This window comes from Curtobacterium sp. VKM Ac-2884 (assembly GCF_015350945.1).
Classification (GTDB): domain Bacteria; phylum Actinomycetota; class Actinomycetes; order Actinomycetales; family Microbacteriaceae; genus Curtobacterium.
The window spans coordinates 509,339-530,863 of the sequence record NZ_JADKSA010000002.1 but is presented as its reverse complement, the minus strand read 5'-3'; the positions used below and the strand labels follow the sequence as shown (position 1 = coordinate 530,863).

The following is a 21,525-nucleotide window of genomic DNA, read 5'->3' as shown; positions in this document are numbered from 1 at the left end:
AGCCATGATCACCGTGAGCTCCGAGCCGTCCGGCGCGGACGGCCGGTTTCGCTACTCCGTGACCGTCGTCGTCGACGGTGTCGAGCACGTCGCCGTCGAGGACGACGCCTTCGAGGCCCTGTCGACGGTGCGGATGGAGCTCGAACGACGCGGCTGGCTGCTCGGCGTCGAGGGTGCACGGATCGACGTCTGGCCGAGCGGCATGGCGAGGGACCAGGGCGGGGGCCTTCGCGCCTACCGGCTCCGACGTGGGCGTTCTCCCCGTTCAGCGGACCTGGTCGACGTGTTCGCTCCGGCTGCCGATCACCTGGCGACCCTGGCCGAGCAGCGCCTGGCGGTCGGGGTCGCGCCACTCGATCTTGCTGCCGCATCGTACGAGGACGCCGACGAGGTGGTCTCGGTCTCGGCACCGTGCGACCAGCTCGTCGCCGAACGGAGCCGGCGAGGCGGCCTCCGTGCCGCACTCTTCGGTGGCCGACGCCCCGGCGACGAGCGATGGCAGGTCGTGCGTTCGCTGGTCGGCGATGCACTGCGACCAGACGAACGGGACGAGGCCGAAGCACTGTCCGACGAACCGGACGGTGTGCGGCTCGTGACGACGGTCGGTGCGGACGAGGACGGTGTGCGGTGGTCGGACCTCGTCGACATCCGGGTCGACGAGGCTGGCGTGGTGCGGGTCCGACGGTTCCGACGCCGCTACACCGGACGGACCCGCGCGCACGTGGAGGTGCTGCTCGACACCCGCGCGCAGGGCCTGCCGACAACCGGATTCCGACCCACCGAGTTGGCAGCGCTCACCCCGCAACGGCAAGTCGAAGCGCTGCGGCGACACATCGAAGGGCTCGGCATGGTGCCGGCGATCGCGATCGACGCCATGTTCTGGCCCGACCACGGTCGCGTCCCGACGGGGCGCGACGACGACCAGGGGGCGAACACGACCTTCCACGGCACGGCCGACGGGGTGGCGTACACGGTGCTCGTCAGCGGCGCCGGGCACCTCCGGATCGTTCGGGAAGAACCGTTCTTGTCCCAATGACAATTACCGTGGTACGGTCGAGCCATGGCAGTCGAACTCAGCACCTGGGACGCCCAGGGCAACCAGACGGCAGCGACGTTCTCCACCATGCGGTTCCCCGCCGGTGAAGCCCACGTCAAGGTCGCGAACGACACCGCCGAGCCGGGGGGCCTCACCGAGATCGCGACCCTGCGCGGCACGAACGGCGACGATCTGATCATGCTCGGCATGTGGGCGGACGCCGTGCGACAGCTCGGATCGAAGTCCGTCGCGCTCGTCCCCTACCTGCCCGGTGCCCGGCAGGACCGCGGCCTGCCGTTCGGCGCGAAGGTCTACGCCGACGTCCTCAACGGCTTCCACCTCGACCAGGTCATCGCGTTCGACCCGCACTCGCCGGTCATCGTCGGACTCGTCGACAACCTGACCGTCGTCACGAGCGAGCAGGTCGTCCGTGACGCCGTGGTCAGCGCCCCCGAACACGGCGGTGGCGACCCGTACACCGGCATCATCGCCCCCGACAAGGGTGCGGTACCCCGCGCCACCGCGGTCGCCGAGGCGTGCGGGCTGCCGCTGTACCGCGCCGAGAAGCACCGCAACCCCGACACCGGCAAGCTCGACGGCTTCACCTGCGAGCCGCTCCCCGACACCGGCCGGTTCCTGGTGGTCGACGACATCTGCGACGGCGGCGGCACGTTCATGGGCCTCGCCGGCTCGACGGGCCTGCCCAAGGAGCGCCTCAGCCTCTGGATCTCGCACGGCGTCTTCTCCGGTCGGGCCGCGCAGCTCGCCGACCACTTCGGCGAGATCGTCACCACCGACTCGTACCCCGCGCAGAACGCCATCGACGGCCTGCGCACGATCGCACTCACCCCCTACCTGACGGAGCAGATCCGATGACGCAGACCACGAGCACCACGAGCACCGAGAGCCCCCGCACGACCACGGGGATCGAACCGCGCATCACCACGGCGAGCCCGATCGCGCCCCTGCTGGCCGTCGACGGCTACAAGCACTCGCACCGGCAGGTCTACCCGGCCGGCACCACCCGCATCCTCATCAACTGGACGAACCGGTCGAACGCGCACATGCCCGAGTCGACGCACGCCGTGGTCTTCGGGCTGCAGGCGTTCATCCAGCGGTCGCTCGTCGAGGCCTGGGCACCGTTCTTCGCGGCGGACGAAGACGAGGTCGTCCGGCTCTTCGACGAAGCGCTGCAGAGCTACTTCGGCCCGAACCACATCGGCACCGACCACGTCCGTGCCCTGCACCGTCTCGGTTACCTGCCCCTCGAGATCCGCGCCCTGCCCGAGGGCACCCTCGCCCCGATCGGCGTCGCGACGCTGACCGTCGAGAACACGATCGACGAGTTCTACTGGCTGCCCAACTACATCGAGACCGCCCTGTCGGCGTCGATCTGGCACCCGTCGACGGTCGCGACGAAGGCGCTCGAGTACCGCGACCTGATGGAGGACTGGGCCGCCCGCACCGGCGCGGTCCCGGCCGGCATCGACTTCGCCGCGCACGACTTCTCGTTCCGTGGGCAGTCGAGCATCGAGTCGGCCGCAGCGGGCGGCGCGGGCCACCTGCTCTCGTTCCTCGGCACCGACTCGATGCCGTCGCTCGACTTCATCGACCGCTACTACCCGGGCGACAACGGTTGGGTGGCCGCGAGCGTCCCCGCCACCGAGCACAGCGTGATGTGCGTCCGCGGCGCCGACGGCGAGCTGGCGACCTTCGAGCAGATCCTCGACGTGTACCCGACGGGCATCGTCTCGGCGGTCAGCGACGGCTTCGACCTGTTCAAGGTCATCACCGAGACCCTGCCGCAGCTGAAAGACCGCATCACCGGTCGTGACGGCAAGCTCGTCATCCGCCCCGACTCGGGCGACCCGGTCGACATCGTCACCGGCACCGTGCACGGCGTCGACGAGGCGGAACTGTTCGCCGCCGACCGCAGCCACGAGCAGAAGGGCGTCGTCGAACTGCTCGACGAGATCTTCGGGCACACCGTGAACGAGCAGGGCTTCAAGGTCCTCGACCAGCACATCGGCGTCATCTACGGCGACAGCATCACGCTCGACCGTGCCCGTCGCATCTACGAGCGCCTGGCCGCCAAGGGGTACTCGAGCGACAACATCGTGCTCGGCATCGGGTCGTACACGTACCAGTACATGACCCGCGACAACCTCGGCAGCGCGGTCAAGGCCACGTGGGCACTCGTCGACGGCGAGCCCGTCGACATCCAGAAGGACCCGAAGACCGGCAGTGGCAAGAAGAGCGCGAAGGGCCGCATCGCCCTGCACCGCGACGAGACCGGCGAGATCCGGCAGACCGACCAGGCCACGGCCGACGACGAGGCGAGCAGCCTGCTCCAGCCGGTGTGGGTCAACGGCCGCTTCACGCGCCTCCAGTCCTTCGCCGACGTCCGCCAGACGCTCCGCGACGAGCGTTCGGCTCGTGCCACCCGCCGGGCGGCCACCGCGTGACCGATGCCGCAGCGGCGATCCGCGACCAACCGCTCATCGCGATCGACGTCGTCCCGGTGTCCTTCGTGACGACGGAGGGTCTGCGGGTCGCCACCGCGCGTCGGGCGTACGCACCGTACGTCGGACAGGAAGCGCTCCCCGGCGTGCTCCTCGACGGCACCGAGATCCTTGCCGACGGTGCACGGCGCGCCCTGCGGTCCAAGGTCGGCGTCGGCTCGACGGCGGTACGCCACCTCGCGCAGGTCGGCGCGTTCGACGGGCCCGACCGCGATCCACGGGACTCCGCGATCAGCATCGCGTTCCTCGCAGTCATCGACCCGGCAGCGCACGCCGACGCAACGTGGCACGACGTCGGCACGCTCCCGCTCGGACTGCCGTTCGACCACGATCGGATCGTCGCCTCGGCGCTTGAGCGTGCACGGGTCCTCCTCTGGTCAGACCTGCCGTTCACGCGAGCGCTGCTCGGCGATCCGTTCACCACGGCGGACGCCGCTCGGCTGCGGATCGCCCTGACGGGGACCACACCGGACCCGGGCAACCTCAACCGGACGCTCCGTACGAACACCGCGCTTGCCCGGGTCGACCTCCCAGCGAGTGCGGGACCCCGGGGCGGGCGTCCCCCGGCAGCCTGGACGTGGCAGGACTGAGCACGGTTGGGTGGACCCATGTCCTCTTCCCTGTCCGGTGACGACTCCCTGCACCTGCCCGAGTTCGACGCACCCCCGGCGTCGCCGCTCGACCTCGCGCAGCAGTGGCTGGATGCCGCGGACGAACGCGACGTCTCGGAGCCGAAGTCGATGACCCTCGCCACGGCCGGTGCGGACGGTCGAGTGTCCGCCCGCACGGTCGACGTGAAGCGACTCGACGACCGTGGGCTCGTGTTCGGCACCTCGACGCTCAGCCCGAAGGGTCGTCAGCTCACCGAGAACCCACACGCGGCGCTGCAGGTCTACTGGCGCGAGACGATGCAACAGCTCCGGTTCGAGGGCCGGGCGGTGCAGCTGTCCGACGACGAATCCGACGCGCTGTTCGCCGATCGGTCGCCGAAGTCCCGCGCCGCCACCGCCATCGCTGACCAGTCCGCCGTGCTCGAACCGCGGACGCTGCAGGACCTGATCGACGACGCCAACGTGTTGCTCGACGAGTCCGACGACGCCGTCCCACGGCCGGCTGGGTGGGTCGCGTGGCGGCTCGAACCCGACGTCGTGGAGTTCTGGCACGGCAGTCGCGACCGGATGCACCGCCGCCTGCAGTACGTGCTCGCCGACGGCGCCTGGTCGGCCACCCGCTTGCAGCCGTAGTCGATCCCGCTCCCGGTCAGTCCCGCTGCCACCACGATGGCTTCGCGGACTCGACGGTGATCGTCAGCGACCCGCACCGGCGCCGTCGCCGCTCCGGCTGGTGCGAGGTTGATCACTCCGTGCGCACTTCTTGCGCTGCACGGAGTGGTCAACCTCGCACCGAGAGAGTCCGTGGCGCAGCCCCTACCGCCCGATCGGGTTCGCCATCGCCCCCGCCCGGATGAGCGACGACGACTGGTCCGCCAGGTCGACCATCGACAGGGTGTTGCGCAGCTGCAGCCGGTTCAGGCAGGAGTGCTCGAACGTCGGCACCCGCAGGTCCAGCGGCCGTCGGCGCTCCGGGTGCGCGGCGGCGTGCGCGTCGATGCACTCCCCCACGACCTCCCAGAACCGGCCCTCCGGCAGCACCCCGTCGTCGTCGAGGATCGCCGCGACGAACCGCAGCACCCCGTCGAACACGTCGGTGAACACCGCGAGCGCGGCTTCGTCGTCGGACACCGGGTGCACGATCCGGTCGATGTCGGCGGGCACGGGGCGATCGTCGTGCCGCCCGAGCACCGCGGCTTCCTCCCCGATGTCCTTCATGACGGCACGGACCACGGCACCGTCGCGGACGACGAGCACGAGGTTCTCGCCGTGTGGCATGAACACCAGGTCGTGCACGGTCAGGCAGTGCACGACCGGCAACAGGTAGGCGTCGAGCCAGCGCCGCACCCACTCGTCGGCAGGAAGCCCCGACGCCTCGATCAGCGAGGAGACGACGGCGTTCCCCGCGGCGTCCCGGTGCAGCAGCGCCGCCATCGTCAGCAGTCGCTCGCCGTCCCTCACCCGCGGCAGAGGGCTCTCCCGCCACAGTGCCGCGAGCATCTTGCGCTGCGGCGACGACACGTCGACCCGGTGGTAGGCGTCGCCGGTGTACCCGATGGCGGCGTGCTCCCGGAGCACCGAGAACCCGACCGACGCGAGTGTCGGGTCGGCGGCGACGATCGACTCGACCCAGTCGTTCACCGCCGGGGTGTTCCGCATGTACGCGGGCGACATCCCCCGCAGGAACCCCATGTTCTGCACGGCGAGCGCCGTCTTGACGTACGAGCGGGTCGGGTCCGAGTGGTCGAACGCGGTACGGATGGACTGCTGCGGCTGGTACTCGTCCGGCCCGTCGCCGAGGTCGACGAGGTCCTGCCGCCCCAGGTCGGGTGCGAAGGTCACGGCGATCCGGTGCTGCCACTGCCAGGGGTGCACGGGGATCCACACGTAGTCGTCGGGGTCGAGGCCGCGACGTTCCAGCGTGGAGCGGAACCCGGCCACGACCGCTTCGGAGAGCTCCGCCTCCCAGTGGGCTTCTTCGGTCCGGTCCGCGGCGAGCGCCAGGTGGGTGTGCGCACGTCGGGCGGCGAGCCACCGGTAGCGGAAGCGGCCGCCGACCTCGGGCGCGAAGGCGCGGTACTCGTCGAGCCCGAACCCGATCCGCCCGTTCGCGGCGACGAACGCCGGGTGGCCCTCGGTCATCGCCGCCTCGACGTCCTGGAACGAGGCGACGACGTCGTCGACGGACGGACCGGACGAGCCGGCCGAGCCCGCAGCGCACCGCCCACGCGCGAGCTGCGCGGCCGACGGCCCACCCCGCCGGTGCTTCGCGGCGGCGCTCGCCAGGGTCGAGGCGATCTCCTCCAGGTAGGTACCGAGCAGCTCGTCGGGGATCCCGAGTACCTCGTGCAGTTCGAGCACGAGGTCCTGCGCGCTGAGTGACGCCGACAGCCCAGAGCGAGTGCGCGTCAGCGAGGCTTCATCGATCGACCAGTGCTCGAGCACGTGCCGCCGTGCCCGGAACCGGTAGGTCGAGTCCCCCGCGTCGAGCCGCCACCCGTCCCCGTCCCCGTCCGGCACGGGTTCGATCAGCCGCTCGTGAGTGAACTCGGCGATGGCCTTCGCCACCAGGTGTCGTTCGGCGGGTTCCAGGTGCTCGGGTCGCAGGTGCGCGGACGGGCCGTCGTCGTCGGGCACGCCGATCCGGTCGGTGTCGAGGACCGACAACAGGGCCCGCTTGCCGTCGACGTCCACCTGGCGCAGGGCGCGGAAGCCCACCTCAGCGTTCTTCGCCTGCACCGCGGAGTTCCGGACGTCCGGCTCGACGACGACCCGGCGTGCACCGAGGACGTCGCGGCAGTGCTCGACGACGGCGCGCATCACGGCGCTCGTCAGTCCGTGCACGCGGCCGCCGGCCGGGGCCGGTGCGACGAGCAGGTGCATGCCGACGTCACCGCGCTCCGCCGCCCACACGTCGGTGAGCAGGACGGCGGCGGGGTCGTAGGTCTCGACCAGGAAGCACGGCTCACCGTCGCGTCGGCCGAACCACGCAGCCTGCGCCGGGTCCGCCTGCACGCCGGCCAGGTAGTCGCGGACCTCTGCCACGTCGAGGTGCCCCATCTCCCACCACGACGACGCCGGGTGGGCGAGCCACGACCGGACGACGGCGGCGTCGCGGTCCGGGTCCACGGGTTCGACGGTCAGGAGGCCCGGAGCGGCTCCGGCAGAGACCGGCACCTCACGCGCACTGGCCAGTGCAGTGCCCGTCAGATCGGCGCCCGTCACGTGCGCGCTCACGCGGGCACCTCCGTGCGCTCGGTCGCCTGCCGGGCCGGCGCGCGGTGCGCGCCGTCGGGTGGGGTGGTGGACTGGTCCGTGGCGGGCAGGCCGAACTCCTGGAAGGCGATCCGGGCCTCCAGGCCGTAGACGGGGCGAGCCGTGACGGACCGGATGATCGATGCGTTCCGCCACGCACCCATGCCGAGGTCGGGCGCGGTCAGGCCGTGCGTGTGTTCCTCGGCGTTCTGCACCCAGATGCGTCCGCCGAGGGTGTCGACGTGGTGATCGCGCGCGACGGCCAGGCGACCACGCGAGTCACGGGCGACGAGGTGCTCGACGGGGTCGAGGAACCGTGGTGTGCGCGGCGTGTACCCGGTCGCCAGGACGAGCCGCTCGACCTCGTGCTCGTACGTCTCGCCGAGCTGCTCGTGGCGGAGCGTCAGGCGGTACGTCCCCCGGTCGGCGAGCCACTCGGCGTCGACGACACTCGTCTCGGTGCGCAGGGTCGTCGGGATCGGGCCTCGAGCGCTGATCCGGTAGAGCTGGTCGTAGAGCTCGTCGACGAGGTCCGCGCTGATGCCCTTGTAGAGCCCGCGCTGCTCGCGCCCGAGGCGGTCGCGCTCCCCCTCGGGCAGGCCGTGGAAGTGGTCCGTGTACTCCGGACTCGTCATCTCGAGCGTGAGCTTCGTGTCCTCCATCGGGAAGAACCGCGGCGACCGGGTGATCCAGTCGAGCCGGTAGCCGTCCTGGCGCAGGTCCTCGAGCAGCTCGCGGTAGACCTCGGCGGCGGACTGCCCGCTGCCGACCACCGCGATCGAGGCGGCGCTGCGGAGCGCATCGCGGTTCGGCAGGAACTCGGCGGAGTGGATGACCGGTCCGGCGATCCCACGCAGCGGGGCGGGGACCGACGGCTCCGTACCGATGCCGACCACGACGTGGCGTGCGCGGTACGTCTCGGGACCCTGATCGGTCTCGGCGTGCACCGTGAACACGTCCGTCGCCGGGTCGTGCTCGACTGCCGTGACGGACCGGCCCCACCGGAGGGTGTCGAGCCGGTCGGCGGCCCAGCGGCAGTAGGCGTCGTACTCGCTGCGCAGGGGGTGGAAGTCCTCGCGGATGCAGAACGGGTACAGGCGGCCGGTCTCCTTGAGCCAGGCGAGGAACGAGAACGGCGAGGTCGGGTCGGCCATCGTCACCAGGTCCGCCATGAAGGGCACCTGGATCGTGGCGTCGTCGAGCATCATGCCGTGGTGCCAGGCGAAGCCGTCGGCGGCGTCGAGGAACACCGCGTCGAGGTCGTCGAGCGGGTCGGTGAGGCAGGCGAGGCCGAGGTTGAACGGGCCGATGCCGATGCCGATCAGGTCGTGGACGGGCTGCTCGTCGTGGCTCATCGGATCGCTCCTTCCGGGGTGGTGGTGACGGCTCGGACACGCTCCGCGGTCGCGGCGACGTGGTCGAGCGACGCGCGCATCTGCGCCGGGGTGGTCTCGGGGTTGAGCAGCGTCAGCTTGTTGCAGGGTCGGCCGTCGATCACGGTCTTCGCGATGAGGACCCGGCCCTCGGCGAGCAGCGCCGCACGGATCGGGGCGACGAGCGCGTCGGCCTGCTCGTCGGTCACCCCGGCCGGCTGCCAGCGGAAGAGCACGGTGCTGAGCTGCGTCGGCGCGACGAGCACCAGGTCGGGATGCTCCTCGACGATCCGGTGGGTGGCGGCGGCGAGGTCGATGACGGCGTCGAACGCGGTGCCGATCGCGTCGGCCCCGGTCGCGCGCAGCGTGGCCCAGAGCTTCAGGGCGTCGAAGCGGCGGGTGGTCTGCAGCGACTTGTCGACCTGGTTCGGCTCGGCGGCGTCCTCGGGGTTGAGGTAGTCGGCATACCAGGCGGTCCGGCGCAGGTCGGCCGGGTCACGGACGAGCAGTGCACTCGAGGACACCGGCTGGAAGAAGGACTTGTGCAGATCCGTCGTCACGCTGCGCGCGCGCTCGATGCCGGCGAGCAGGTGCCGACGCGTCGGGGACACGAGCAGTCCGCAGCCGTACGCGGCGTCGACGTGCAGCCAGACGTCCTCCAGATCACACACGTCGGCGATCGGCTCGATGGGGTCGATGACCCCGCGGTCGGTGGTGCCGGCGGTCGCGACGACCGCGATCGGGGTACGGCCCGCTGCCCGGGTCGCGGCGATCGCCTCGGCGAGGGCTGCCGGACGCATCCGGCCGGCGTGGTCCGTGGCGACGTCGACCACGGCCTCGAGCCCGAGGAGTCGTGCCGACTTCGCGATGCTGAAGTGCGTCTCCGCCGTCGTGAACACGGTGCCGGCCACGCCGACGGCTTCGCGCGCCAGCAGCAGGGCCTGCAGGTTGGACTGCGATCCGCCCGAGGTGAACACCCCGTCGCCGGCAGCGAACCCAGCCCGGCGGGCCAGCCAGTCGACCACATGGCGTTCGATGTCCGTGCCGATGCGGGACTGGTCCCAGGTGTCGACCGACGGGTTCACCGCGGCGAGGACGGACTCGGCGGCGACCGCGGGCAGCGCGACCGGGCAGTTCAGGTGCGCGAGGTAGCCGGGGTCGTGGAACCACACGGCCTCGCGGACGAACAGGTCGTCGAGTTCGGCGAGCGCCTGTTCCGTCCCGACGGGAGCGGCGTCCAGGTCGACCGCGCGCACCCGGTCGTGCAGCGCGTCCGGGGCGGTCGCGGTCGTCGGGCGGTCGACGGTGGCGAGTCGGTCGGCGAGCTGGTCCACCGTCGACCCGACGGTCGACCGGTAGCGCTCGGCGTTGGCAGTGGTCAGCAGTTCGATGGGTGTCACATTAGGTAAGGCTAACCTCACCTGCTTTTCGGTGTCACCCGAACAGGGGTGGACTCCCAGGTCTCGGGCGTGGCGCGACGTCCTCGTGCCCACGACGAACGCACCCCGCCGGGGAACCGGCGGGGTGTACGGACGTTCAGCTGGCTCCGGCTAGAGCTTCTCGATCGGCGCGATCTTGATGAGCAGCTTCTTGCGGCCCGCGGAGTCGAACGCGATCTCGGCGATGCGCTTCGCGCCCTGACCGGTCACCGCCGAGACGGTGCCCTCGCCGAAGTCGACGTGCTTGATCCGGTCGCCGGCGACGAGTTCCATGTCGCCGTTGTCGCGCACCTGGCCGGACACCCGGTTCGCCCACTCGGTCTTCGGGCGGGTCTTCGACGCAGCGGCCGCGCGGTCGTACGAGCCACCACCCCAGCCACCACCGCCGCGGTAGCCGCCGCCACCTCCGCCGCCGATGCCGCCCTCGCGCTTCGCGTTCAGCGCACGGGGCTGCGTGCCACCACGGCTGTTCGCCATGCCCGGCGACTGCTTCCACTCGATGAGCCCCTCGGGGATCTCCTGCAGGAAGCGCGACGGCATGGCGACGTTGACGTCACCGAACTGGGCGCGGGTCATCGCCAGCGACAGGAACAGGACCTTCTTCGCGCGGGTGATGCCGACGTAGAACAGCCGGCGTTCCTCCGACGGACCACCCGGTTCGTTCGCGGACATCCGGTGCGGCAGCAGGTCTTCCTCGACCCCGGTCAGGAACACGGCCTCGTACTCCAGCCCCTTGGCCGTGTGCAGCGTCATGAGCGACACCGTGCCCGACGAGTCGTCGAGCTCGTCCGCCGCGGCCACCAACGAGACCTCGGTCAGGAAGTCCGTCAGCGTGCCCTCGGGGTTGTTCTTCTGGAACTCGCGCGTCACCGCCACGAGCTCGTCGATGTTGTCGGCCCGGGCGGCGTCCTGCGCGTCGGGCGACTTCCGCAGGTTCTCGAGCAGGTGGGAGCCGTCGAGCAGCTGGGTCAGGGTGTCGACGACCGGCTGCGTCGGGGCCTTCTCGGAAACGGAGTCGAGCAGCGCCGCGAACTCGGTGATGGCGTTCCGCACCTTCGGACCGAAGCCGAGCTCACCCGCGTGCCGCAGGGCATCGCGCATCGTGGTCTCGTGCTCGTCGGCGTAGCGCTGCAGGGTCGTCTCGGTGACGGAGCCGATGCCGCGCTTCGGCACGTTGAGCACACGACGGAGCGCCATCGGATCGGCAGGGTTCGCCACGGTGATCAGGTACGCCATGGCGTCCTTGATCTCGGCGCGCTCGTAGAACTTGGTGCCGCCGAGCACCCGGTACGGGATCGCCGCGCGGATGAAGATCTCCTCGAGCGCACGGGTCTGCGAGTTGGTCCGGTAGAACACCGCCATGTCGCGGTAGTCCATGCCGTCCTCGCGCAGGCGTTGGATCTCGTCGGCGACGAACTGGGCCTCGTCGTGGCCGGTGTACCCGGTGAAGCCGACGATCTTCTCGCCCGCGCCGACGTCGGTGAACAGGTTCTTCGCCTGACGGTCGAAGTTGTTCGCGATGACGGCGTTCGCGGCGTCGAGGATGGTCTGCGTCGAGCGGTAGTTCTGCTCGAGCAGGATCACCTTGGAGTTCGGGAAGTCGCGCTCGAACTCGACGATGTTGCGGATGTCGGCCCCGCGGAACGCGTAGATCGACTGGTCCGAGTCGCCCACGACGGTCAGGGACGCTCCGGCGATCGACCCGTCGCGCTCGCGCATGCGGGCGACGTGCTGGCCGGAGTCCTCGAGCTTGTCGACCTGCTCGACCGGCACCGGACGCGTGAGCTCGCGGATCAGGGAGTACTGCGCGTGGTTGGTGTCCTGGTACTCGTCGACCAGGATGAATCGGAAACGCCGCTGGTAGAGCGCAGCGACCTCGGGGAACGCCCGGAACAGGAAGACCGTCTGGCCGATGAGGTCGTCGAAGTCGAAGGCGTTCGCCCGGCGCAGGTCGTTCGTGTACCGACGGAAGACCTCGGTGAACATGACTTCCTGCGGGTCGTTCACGTTGATGTTGCGGGCGTAGGAGTCGATGTCCTGCAGCTCGTTCTTGAGCTTCGAGATCTTCGACGCCGCGGCGCCCACCGTGAGCCCGAGCGTGTCCGCCTCGAGGTCCTTGATGATCCGCTTCAGCAGCGCCTTGGAGTCGGCGGAGTCGTAGATCGTGAACGACTGCGCGAATCCGAACCGCTCCGCCTCGCGCCGGAGGATGCGCACGCACGCCGAGTGGAACGTCGAGATCCACATGCCGTCGGACTCGCCACCCACCAGGGCCCGGACGCGCTCACGCATCTCGGCCGCAGCCTTGTTCGTGAAGGTGATCGCGAGGATCTGCGACGGCCAGGCTTCACGGTTGGCGAGCAGCAGCGCGATGCGGCGCGTGAGGACGCTCGTCTTGCCGGATCCGGCACCGGCCACGATCAGCAGGGACTCGCCGCGGTACTCGACGGCTTCCTTCTGCTGGGGGTTCAGACCCGCGGTGAACGGGTCTTCGTACGCACGGGCACCGGCGCCCGGCTCGGGCGTCGATTCGAAGGGGTCGAGCACGATCGTCATGTTCGGGACAGTCTAAGCGGGACCCCCGACAGCCGACCGGGCGAGGACCGCCAGGTCGGTGTGGTCCGCGAACACCCCGTCGAGGCCGGTCCGGATCACCGAGGTGTACCAGCGCTCCCAGTCGCCGAAGGCCGCGACGTCCCCACCGCGGCGCAGCGGCCCGGGCAGGAACCGGTTCTCCGGCCGGAGCGTCCACGTGTACACCGCGAGGCCCACGGCGTGCGCCCGGTCGACGATCGCACTCCGGACCGGCGTCCGGTCCTCGAGCGCGACGCTGTCCACCCCGGCCATCAGCGTGCCGAGGTCGACGCTGATGCCGTGGAACTCGGTCGCGAACGACGCGAGCGCGTCCTCGGAACGCTCCGCGGCGTAGGTGGGGGCGAGCGATCCGTGGGACGCGACCTCGTCGGCGGCGCTGCCACGGGCCTCCTGGAGGTACACCAGCCGACCACCCGTGTGCCGCTCGCGCAGGTCGCGGAGCACGCCCTTCTCGAAGCTCTCGACCGTGAGCCGCTCGTCACGGCGCCACCCCGCGTCACCGAGCGCGCGGTCGACGAGTTCGTCCATCGGGAAGCCCGCGCGGCCGAAGAAGGCCGCGTGCTTGACCTCGGCGACCAGCCCGACCGGACGAGGCGCGGCGTCGAGGATCGCGAGCAGGTCCTCGAGGCGCAGGATCGGCTCCTCGCCGTCGTGCTCGGCCGACCCGGGCCGCAGCGCGGGCAGGCGTTCCCGGGTGCGGAGCGTCTGCAGCTCGGCCCAGGTGAAGTCCTCGGTGAACCAGCCGGTCAGGCTCTGGCCGTCGACGGTCTTCGTCGTGCGCAGGTGCCGGAACTCCGGGTGGTCCGCGACGTCGGTGGTGCCGGACACCTCGTTCTCGTGGCGGAGCACGAGCACGCCGTCCTTCGTGGGCACCAGGTCCGGCTCGATCGCGTCGGCACCGAGCTCGATGGCGAGTTCGTACGCGCTCCGCGAGTGCTCGGGGCGGTAGCCGGACGCACCGCGGTGGGCGATCACGAGGGTCATGGCGCGACCCTACTGGGCCAGGGTGACGGCGGACCGTCCTGTGTCGCGGGACACACGCGCCCGGCCGGAGCCCGTGCATCTCAGCATCGGCGCTGACCATCGCTGCATGACCGTCCGATCGCTCTCCACCGCCGTCGAGGCCCGGATCGACCGTGCCGCCCGCCGACTGCTCGACGCCGGGCACCAGCCGCACCGGCCCGTCCGGCTGTTCGTCACCGAGTTCCTGGTGTTCGGTGCGAAGCAGGCGTGGGCGTGCGCGTTCGGGGCACTGCTGCTCGGTTCGATGGCCGTGGCCTCCGTGACCGTGCCGGCGACGTTCCGGAACGACGTGCTGACCGTCGTGGCGGTGCTGCTGCAGGTCGGCATGCTCGTGTTCGGGCTCGAGACCGTGCGGGAACTCCGGGTCGTGCTGCTCTTCCACATCGTCGGCACCGCCATGGAGGTCTTCAAGACGCACATGGGCTCGTGGTCGTACGAACCCGGCGGGCTGTTCGTCATCGCCGGTGTCCCGCTGTTCTCCGGGTTCATGTACGGCGCGGTCGGGTCGTACATGGTCCGCGTGCACCGCCTGTTCGACCTGCGGTTCGACCGGTACCCGCGGCAGCGGCTGCTCGCCGTCGTCGCTGCCGGCGTGTACCTGAACTTCTTCGGGCACCACTTCCTGCCCGACGCCCGCTGGTTCCTGCTCGCACTCGTCGTGCTGCTCTTCGCCCGCACGACCATGCACGTCCGGATCCACCGAGCGACGATGCGCATGCCGGTGCTCGTCGCCATGGGACTCGTCGCCGTGTTCATCTGGTTCGCCGAGAACGTCGCGACCTGGGCCGGGGCCTGGAGCTACCCCGCGCAGCTCGCCGCCTGGCACCCGGTGGCCCCGACGAAGATCGTGGCGTGGTTCCTGCTCATGACGATCTCGGTGGCGCTCGTCACCTGGCTCTACCCGGCGGTGCCGTCGGGCTCGGCGCGCTGGACGGCGGACTCTCGACGTCTTCGAGGCGTGCGTGCAGCGGGCGCCCATAGGCTGCCGTCGTCAAGGCCTCCGGGCCCGCGTCCGCTCGCCGCGAATCCTCAGCCTTCCGCGACCGAGCGCACCTAGGCTGAGAGGACTCATATCTCCTAGGAAGAGGACACCATGGCCTTCAAGCCCGGTTTCGACCAGTCCCCCGCCTTCAACGCCCAGGGAGCCAACACCTGGGGTGGGCGTGGCGCTGGTCAGCAGCAGGCCGGCTGGGGACAGACCCCGCAGCAGGCACAGGGCGGGATGACCCCCGAGCAGCTGCAGTACATGTACGACCGCCCGGCGGCATCGACGGTCGACACCGACCGCATGTCGTACGAGGACACCATCGTCAAGACGCTGCTCGCCTTCGGCGTGCTCGTCGTCGGTGCAGTGGCCGGTTGGAACCTGCCCCCGATCGTCTGGATCATCGGCGCCGTCGTCGGGTTCGTCCTGGCGCTCGTGAACATGTTCAAGAAGAAGCCCTCACCGGGCCTCGTCCTGGCGTACTCCTTCGCCCAGGGCCTGTTCGTGGGTGGCATCTCCGGCGCGTACAACTCGATGTGGGGCGGAATCGTCACCCAGGCGGTGTTCGGGACGCTCGGTGTCTTCGCCGTGACGCTCGCGCTGTTCGCATCGGGCAAGGTCCGCGCCACACCGAAGGCCACGCGCTTCTTCCTCGTCGCGATGGTCGGGTACATGGTGTTCTCGCTCATCAACCTGGTCCTGATGTGGACCGGGGTGACGAACACCGCGTTCGGTGCCCTCGGGTACGAAGTCTTCGGCATCCCGCTCGGCGTGATCATCGGCATCCTCGTCGTGGTCATGGCGGCGTACTCGCTGATCCTCGACTTCGACCAGATCCAGACCGGTGTCCGTCGTGGAGCTCCCCGCATCTACGCCTGGACCGCGGCGTTCGGCCTGATCATGACGATCGTCTGGCTGTACCTCGAGATCCTGCGCATCCTCGCCATCGTCGCGAGCAGCGCGCGCAACTAGTACCACCGCGTACACGAAGGGCCCCGGCGCTGCCGGGGCCCTTCGTCGTTCCTGGGGTGCCGTGGGGGCTGCGGGGCTGCGGGCTGTGGGCTGTGGGGCTGTGGGGCTCGCCGTGCCCGCGGCGCCGAGGTTCCACGACATGCCGCGGGTGCGACGCCGAGGTTCCACAGGTGCCCCGGGGGAGGCTCGAGATGCCGAGATCTCGGAACCTCGGGGACGCCCGACGGACGCGCGGAGGCCCGGCACGCAGGGCGTGCCGGGCATCCGGTCGTTCAGGGGAGCGTCACTCCCACTCGATCGTCCCCGGCGGCTTCGACGTGACGTCGAGCACGACCCGGTTGACGTCGGGCACCTCGTTCGTGATGCGGTTCGAGATCTTCGCGAGCACGTCGTACGGCAGGCGCGTCCAGTCCGCGGTCATGGCGTCCTCGGACGAGACCGGACGGAGCACGATCGGGTGCCCGTACGTGCGGCCGTCGCCCTGGACACCCACGGAGCGGACGTCGGCGAGCAGGACGACCGGGCACTGCCAGATCTCCCCGTCGAGACCCGCTGCGGAGAGTTCCTCGCGCGCGATCTTGTCGGCGGCGCGGAGCAGCTCGAGCCGCTGCTTGTCGACCGAACCCACGATGCGGATGCCGAGCCCCGGTCCGGGGAACGGCTGGCGGCCGACGATGACCTCGGGCAGGCCGAGCTCGCGACCGACGGCACGGACCTCGTCCTTGAAGAGCGCACGGAGCGGCTCGACGAGCTCGAAGGTCATGTCCTCGGGCAGGCCGCCCACGTTGTGGTGCGACTTGATGTTCGCGGTGCCCGCTCCGCCGCCGGACTCGACGACGTCGGGGTAGAGGGTGCCCTGCACGAGGAACTTGACCTCACCGTCGTCACCGTCCCCGCGCGCCTCGAGCACGAGCGCCTCGGCCGCGGCCTCGAACGTGCGGATGAACTCGCGCCCGATGATCTTGCGCTTCTGCTCGGGGTCGCTCACACCGGCGAGCGCGTCGAGGAACTGCTGCTCGGCGTCGATCGTGATGAGCCGGACGCCGGTGGAGGCGACGTAGTCCTCTTCCACCTGCTTGCGCTCGTCGGCGCGGAGGAGCCCGTGGTCGACGAAGACGCAGGTGAGCTGGTCACCGACGGCCTTGTGCACGATGGCTGCGGCGACGGCGGAGTCGACACCGCCGGACAGGCCGGCGATCACTCGGTTCGACCCGACCTGGGCCTGGATCCGGGCGACCTGCTCGTCGATGACGTTGCTCGAGTTCCAGTCGCCGGGCAGACCGGCGGCGCGGTGCAGGAAGTTCTCGAGGACGGCCTGGCCGTGCTCGGAGTGCTTCACCTCGGGGTGCCACTGCACGCCGTAGAGCTTGCGCTCGTCGGACGCGAAGGCCGCGACGGGAGTCGACGCGCTCGACGCGAGGACCTCGAAGCCCTCGGGGGCCTTCGCCACGGAGTCGCCGTGCGACATCCACGTGACCTGCGACCCGGGCTGGCCACCGAGCAGGACACTGTCGGTGCCGCTGACGTCGACGGACGTCGCGCCGTACTCGCGCAGGCCGGTGTTCGCGACCTCGCCACCGAGGGCGGTCGCCATGGCCTGGAAGCCGTAGCAGATGCCGAGCACGGGGACGCCGAGGTCGAGGATGTCACCGTCGAGGGACGGCGCACCTTCTTCGTACACGGACGACGGACCGCCGGACAGCACGATGGCTGCGGGGTCCTTCGCGCGGATCTCCTCCGCCGTGATGGAGTGCGGGACGATCTCGCTGTAGACGTTCGCTTCACGGACCCGACGCGCGATGAGCTGCGCGTACTGGGCCCCGAAGTCGACGACGAGGACGGGACGCTGTTCGGTCTCGCTCACCGAGCGGCCTCCTTCTCACGCTGCTGGGCAGCGATCAGCTCGTGGTAGGTGTCCATGGCCTTCTGCTGCATGCGGTGTTCGACCACGAAGGACATGAACGGGATGATGCCACCGAGGGCGATGAGCAGGAAGCGGGACGGCTTCCAGCGCATGATGCTCCACAGACGGAAGTCCGTGAAGAGGTAGAGGACGTACAGCCAGCCGTGCGCGATGAGGATCGCGATCGACAGGTTGAACGTGCCGGGTGCTTCACCGGCCGTGCCGTTCGGCACGAAGAACGGGCCGTTGCCGAGCTGCATCTCGAGCTGGAGCGGCGTGTACTTGATGATGACCTCGATCACGAGGGCCAGCAGCAGCACACCGGTGATGTACGCGGAGACGCGGTACCACTTCACCGCACCCGGGATCTTCGGGATGTCGCGGGTTCGGACGGTCAAGGCCATGACGACCAGCCTACCGTCGGTCCGCGAGGGCCCCGTCGACGCTGAGGGCAGCCTCACGCCGCTCCTCTTCCTCGCGCTCCCAGGCGTCCTTCACGAACCGGTACCAGAGGAACACCGCGAAGCCGGCGAAGACGACCCACTCGATCGCGTAGAACAGGTTCAGCCAGTCGAACTGGACCTCGCGCGACGGCGCCCGGTCGGCGATGGTGCCGAGGTCGGCGGCCTGCGCGGTGGCACCGTCGGCGACGACGTACCCGAGGTACATCCGGTCGTCGAACGCCTTCCACGTGTTCACGAAGCGCGCGGGTGCCACGGCGGAGTACTCCGCCTGCTTGTAGGTGTCCTGGTCGGGCGACTCGGCGGGGTAGTACCGGCCCTGCACCGTGAGCGTCTGCCCGTCCGTCAGGCGGTCACCACCGGCGACGGCGGCCGACCGTTGGTCGGACCACCCGATGACGACCGGGAGGCTCGCCCCACCATCCGAGTCCACCAAGTGGCCCACGGTCTGGTACGTCCCACCCCCGGTGCGGCCGGTCAGGATCGTGGTGTCGCCGGCGACGAACGTGCCGGTGACGGTGACCTTCTGGCCGGCGATGGTCTCGCTCGCGGGTTCTTCGGGCGCGGTGACCGCCTCGAGCGTCTTGCGGGTCTCGGTGGTCGCCGGCAGCGGTTTGCCGTTGGCGATGCTCCGCTCCAGCTGCCACTTGCCCAGCCCGGCGAACACCGCCGCGAGCACGAGCGCCAGCAACAGCAGCGCGATCCACCTCGGTCGTCGGGCAACGGCCCACATCTGTATCAGTACTCCGGATCGCGCTGTCGGACCGGACGCTCGGGGCGTTCGGTGGGGATCTCGACGGGCGACGTGACGGGTTCGTCGGTCGCCTCCGGTGACCCATTCTCCTGCTCGTCCCTGCCAGCGGCCTCCACGAGCGCGAACTCCTCCGCGAACTGGCGGTCCCGCTCGGCACGGCGGACCGCGGCGGCGGACGCTGCTTCGGCTTCCTCGGCCTCTGCCGCCTCGGCGGCGGCAGCCGCGGCGACCGCCCGGCGGCCACCGAGTCGTCCGCGCAGGCGGGCGAGGCGGGCGGGGCGCACCACGAGGCGGCCGATCCGCTCCGAGTTCACCGCGAGCAACGGCCCGAGGATCGCCATGACGAGGACGTAGAGACCCGCGAACGCGGTGATCCGGGATTCCAGTCCGGCGGCAGCCGAGAGCGTCGCGAGGATCAGCGCGAACTCCCCACGGTTCACCAGGATGACGGCGGTGTTGATCCCCTGCTGGACGTTGAAGCCGTTCATGCGCGCGACGATCTGCCCGGCGACCGCGTTGAGCACGACCGTCATGCCGATCGCACCGAGGACCGGCCAGAGCACCTCGCCGAACGTCGACAGGTCGAGGCCGAGGCCGAAGTTCACGAAGAAGAACGCGGCGAAGACGTCGCGCATCGGCAGGGCGAGCTGTTCGATGCGGTCGCGGTACCGGGTGGCACCGCAGAGCAGACCGATGACGAACGCACCGATGGCGTCGGTCACGCCGAGCAGGTCGCCGATGCCACCGAACATCACGGCGAGCCCGAAGAACAGCACCGTGAACAGTTCGTCGTCCCGCGTCGCGAAGATCTTCGACACCCACTTGCCGGCGAACCGGGCGAGCGTGAACATCACGATGAGGAAGCCGAACGCGAGCGCGAGCTTGCCGACGACGGCCCAGGCGTTGGTGTCGCCGGACAGCACGACCGAGACGATCGCCAGGTAGACGGCGATGAAGACGTCCTCGATGACCGTGACGCCCAAGATCATCGGGGTCTCGTCGTTCGCGAGTCGTCGCAGCTCGATGAGGAGCTTCGTGACGATCGCGCTCGACGAGGTGGCCGTCATGCCGGCGATGATCAGGGCTTCCCGGGTGCCCCAGCCGAGCGAGAACCCGAACGCGAACCCGACGCCCATGTTGATGACGACGTAGGTGCCGCCCGACACCAGGAGCTTGCCGGCGTTGCCGTAGAACTCCTCTTGGTCAAACTCCAACCCGAGGTTGAACAGCAGCAGGATGAGCCCGAACGTCGCGATGAGCTCGATCGTGTGCGACTCGACGTTCAGGCCGATCCACGGGGTGTGCGGGCTCGCGATGAGCCCGACGATCATGTAGATCGGGATCGCCGGCAGACCGATGGTCTTGCCGAGCCGCCCGAGCACGTAGGCGATGACGAACAGCACACCGATGGTGAGCAGTTCACCGCCCAGGTGCATGCGCTAGCTCTTCCGCGGGGCCTCGGCCGATGCGGCCGCAAGCTCTCCGCTGCGGTAGAAGGAGAAGGCCTTGGCGACCTTCTCGGGGGAACCGGCGACGACGATGGTGTCACCGGGGAAGACGACGAAGTCCGGCGAGGGTGCCGGGTTGGCGCTGTCGCCACGGACGACGGCCACGACGGTCAGGCCGATGAATCCGGAGTCGTGCAGGTCGCCGAGCGGCTTGCCGGCGATCGCGTCGTCGTAGTCGACCGAGAACCAGTCGATGGACAGACCGGGGATCTCGTCGAGCTTGTCGAGGCCCTCGGTGATCCGGGTGCCGCCCAGGAGTTCGGCGAGGGTGTGCGCCTCGTCCTCGCTGAGGCGCAGCGAGACCTTCTCGGACTTGTCCGCGCCGTCGGAGACGTCGGCGAACGAGATGAGGTCGGAGTGACCCGACCGGTGCGTGATGACACCGCACTTGCCACCGTCGTCGGTGTAGAAGCTGTGCAGCACGCCGACTCCGGGGAGTTTGACGCGATGGACGTCGACCATGATGGCTCCCTTTTCGAGTACCCCGATGATAACCACCGGTGGTGCCCGGCCATTCCACACCTGCCGGGCCGCTATCGTCACCGCATGGGGAGAACTCGGATCGTCGTCGGGGTCGTCGGGACGCTGGTCGTCACGCTGTACGCGGGGTTGCTGGCGCTCAACGCGCTCGTGCTCGACCCGCTCAGTGCGGTGCCGGGGCAGTCGCTCGGTGCGATCTACGGCCACCTCGACGCGCAGGGGTACCAGGTGCGGACCGACGTCGTGGCCGTACTCGTCATCGCGGCGGTCGGCATCGCGTTGGCGGTCACGGTCCTGGTCGTGACGCTGGTCCGGCGGACGACGGCGCACGTCGCCGCCGCCTGGCTGCTGGCGATCGTGGCCGCCGGCGCCGTCCAGGTCTTCGGTTCCGGTTTCCAGCTCGGGATGGACGTGGCCGACGGCTACGGCATCGGCGGCGAGGACCACACCATCTGGGCTGGTGTCCTCTACGTCACCAGCCTCGTCGCGCTGCTCGCGATCCCGGTCGTGCTCGTCGTCGGCGAGCGACGCCGTGGCCGCACCGTGTCGGGGACGCTGGCCGTCTGACGGACGCACCACGGGCCTCCCGTCCGCTCTGCCGCCTGCCT

General features: G+C 70.1%; 18 protein-coding genes. 8 read left to right on the top strand and 10 right to left on the bottom strand.

Going from position 1 to position 21,525, the window contains the following annotated elements:
* Window positions 1-4 precede the first annotated feature (4 nt).
* From ITJ60_RS07025 to ITJ60_RS07005, 5 genes are read left to right on the top strand one after another with little or no spacing between them, the layout of a single operon-like run.
* Window positions 5-1,036, top strand: a complete 1,032-nt coding sequence (locus ITJ60_RS07025) for a hypothetical protein (protein ID WP_194647397.1) — start codon at window positions 5-7, stop codon at window positions 1,034-1,036.
* A 24-nt stretch (window positions 1,037-1,060) separates the two neighbouring features.
* On the top strand, window positions 1,061-1,912 hold the full coding sequence (locus tag ITJ60_RS07020) for a phosphoribosyltransferase family protein (RefSeq protein WP_194647396.1): 852 nt from the start codon (window positions 1,061-1,063) through the stop codon (window positions 1,910-1,912).
* Entirely contained in the window at window positions 1,909-3,501 is a 1,593-nt protein-coding gene (locus ITJ60_RS07015; protein ID WP_228509882.1) for a nicotinate phosphoribosyltransferase, read from the top strand. Before ITJ60_RS07020 ends, ITJ60_RS07015 begins: the two co-directional genes overlap by 4 nt.
* Window positions 3,498-4,148 (top strand): NUDIX hydrolase, encoded by a 651-nt coding sequence (locus tag ITJ60_RS07010; protein ID WP_194647395.1) that lies wholly within the window; start codon window positions 3,498-3,500, stop codon window positions 4,146-4,148. Before ITJ60_RS07015 ends, ITJ60_RS07010 begins: the two co-directional genes overlap by 4 nt.
* 18 nt (window positions 4,149-4,166) lie before the next feature.
* Window positions 4,167-4,802, top strand: a complete 636-nt coding sequence (locus ITJ60_RS07005; RefSeq protein ID WP_194647394.1) for a pyridoxine/pyridoxamine 5'-phosphate oxidase — start codon at window positions 4,167-4,169, stop codon at window positions 4,800-4,802.
* 183 nt (window positions 4,803-4,985) lie between these two features.
* Here ITJ60_RS07005 and ITJ60_RS07000 read toward each other — a convergent pair whose 3' ends face one another.
* From ITJ60_RS07000 to ITJ60_RS06980, 5 genes are all read right to left on the bottom strand, one after another.
* Window positions 4,986-7,406 (bottom strand): GNAT family N-acetyltransferase, encoded by a 2,421-nt coding sequence (locus ITJ60_RS07000; protein ID WP_323749121.1) that lies wholly within the window; start codon window positions 7,404-7,406, stop codon window positions 4,986-4,988.
* Complete coding sequence (locus ITJ60_RS06995) at window positions 7,403-8,779, bottom strand: lysine N(6)-hydroxylase/L-ornithine N(5)-oxygenase family protein (RefSeq protein WP_194647393.1); 1,377 nt, start codon at window positions 8,777-8,779, stop codon at window positions 7,403-7,405. The genes ITJ60_RS07000 and ITJ60_RS06995 overlap by 4 nt, the downstream gene beginning before the upstream one ends.
* Window positions 8,776-10,197, bottom strand: coding sequence for a pyridoxal phosphate-dependent decarboxylase family protein (locus ITJ60_RS06990; protein ID WP_123340977.1), 1,422 nt, complete (start codon window positions 10,195-10,197; stop codon window positions 8,776-8,778). The genes ITJ60_RS06995 and ITJ60_RS06990 overlap by 4 nt, the downstream gene beginning before the upstream one ends.
* A 150-nt stretch (window positions 10,198-10,347) precedes the next feature.
* A complete protein-coding gene (locus ITJ60_RS06985; RefSeq protein ID WP_123293192.1) occupies window positions 10,348-12,792 on the bottom strand; it encodes an ATP-dependent helicase in 2,445 nt (814 codons plus the stop codon).
* 12 nt (window positions 12,793-12,804) lie between these two features.
* Complete coding sequence (locus ITJ60_RS06980; protein WP_194647392.1) at window positions 12,805-13,815, bottom strand: glycerophosphodiester phosphodiesterase family protein; 1,011 nt, start codon at window positions 13,813-13,815, stop codon at window positions 12,805-12,807.
* A gap of 106 nt (window positions 13,816-13,921) precedes the next feature.
* Between ITJ60_RS06980 and ITJ60_RS06975 the strand changes: the two genes are divergently transcribed.
* Complete coding sequence (locus ITJ60_RS06975) at window positions 13,922-14,911, top strand: DUF817 domain-containing protein (protein ID WP_194647391.1); 990 nt, start codon at window positions 13,922-13,924, stop codon at window positions 14,909-14,911.
* A gap of 36 nt (window positions 14,912-14,947) precedes the next feature.
* Window positions 14,948-15,811: a Bax inhibitor-1/YccA family membrane protein gene (locus tag ITJ60_RS06970; RefSeq protein WP_194647390.1), complete on the top strand. Its 864-nt coding sequence runs from the start codon at window positions 14,948-14,950 to the stop codon at window positions 15,809-15,811.
* Window positions 15,812-16,094: 283 nt separating this feature from the next.
* On the opposite strand, the gene guaA is transcribed toward ITJ60_RS06970, so the two are convergent.
* The 5 genes from guaA to ITJ60_RS06945 are packed head-to-tail and all read right to left on the bottom strand — an operon-like array spanning window position 16,095 to window position 20,899.
* Window positions 16,095-17,675: a glutamine-hydrolyzing GMP synthase gene (gene guaA, locus ITJ60_RS06965; RefSeq protein ID WP_111083415.1), complete on the bottom strand. Its 1,581-nt coding sequence runs from the start codon at window positions 17,673-17,675 to the stop codon at window positions 16,095-16,097.
* Entirely contained in the window at window positions 17,672-18,118 is a 447-nt protein-coding gene (locus tag ITJ60_RS06960; protein ID WP_111083416.1) for a DUF3817 domain-containing protein, read from the bottom strand. Before ITJ60_RS06960 ends, guaA begins: the two co-directional genes overlap by 4 nt.
* Window positions 18,119-18,128: 10 nt before the next feature.
* A complete protein-coding gene (locus ITJ60_RS06955) occupies window positions 18,129-18,908 on the bottom strand; it encodes an SURF1 family cytochrome oxidase biogenesis protein (protein ID WP_123671443.1) in 780 nt (259 codons plus the stop codon).
* 5 nt (window positions 18,909-18,913) lie between these two features.
* The gene (locus ITJ60_RS06950) at window positions 18,914-20,365 is read right to left on the bottom strand and encodes a cation:proton antiporter (RefSeq protein ID WP_123339493.1); all 1,452 of its coding nucleotides are present in this window, start codon (window positions 20,363-20,365) and stop codon (window positions 18,914-18,916) included.
* Window positions 20,366-20,368: 3 nt separating this feature from the next.
* Window positions 20,369-20,899 carry a cation:proton antiporter regulatory subunit gene (locus ITJ60_RS06945; protein ID WP_071260110.1) on the bottom strand — a complete coding sequence of 177 codons (531 nt, stop codon included), beginning with the start codon at window positions 20,897-20,899 and terminating at the stop codon, window positions 20,369-20,371.
* Window positions 20,900-20,983: 84 nt separating this feature from the next.
* On the opposite strand from ITJ60_RS06945, the gene ITJ60_RS06940 reads away from it, so the two are divergent.
* Window positions 20,984-21,484: a hypothetical protein gene (locus tag ITJ60_RS06940; protein ID WP_194647389.1), complete on the top strand. Its 501-nt coding sequence runs from the start codon at window positions 20,984-20,986 to the stop codon at window positions 21,482-21,484.
* The last annotated feature ends 41 nt before the right edge of the window (window positions 21,485-21,525 follow it).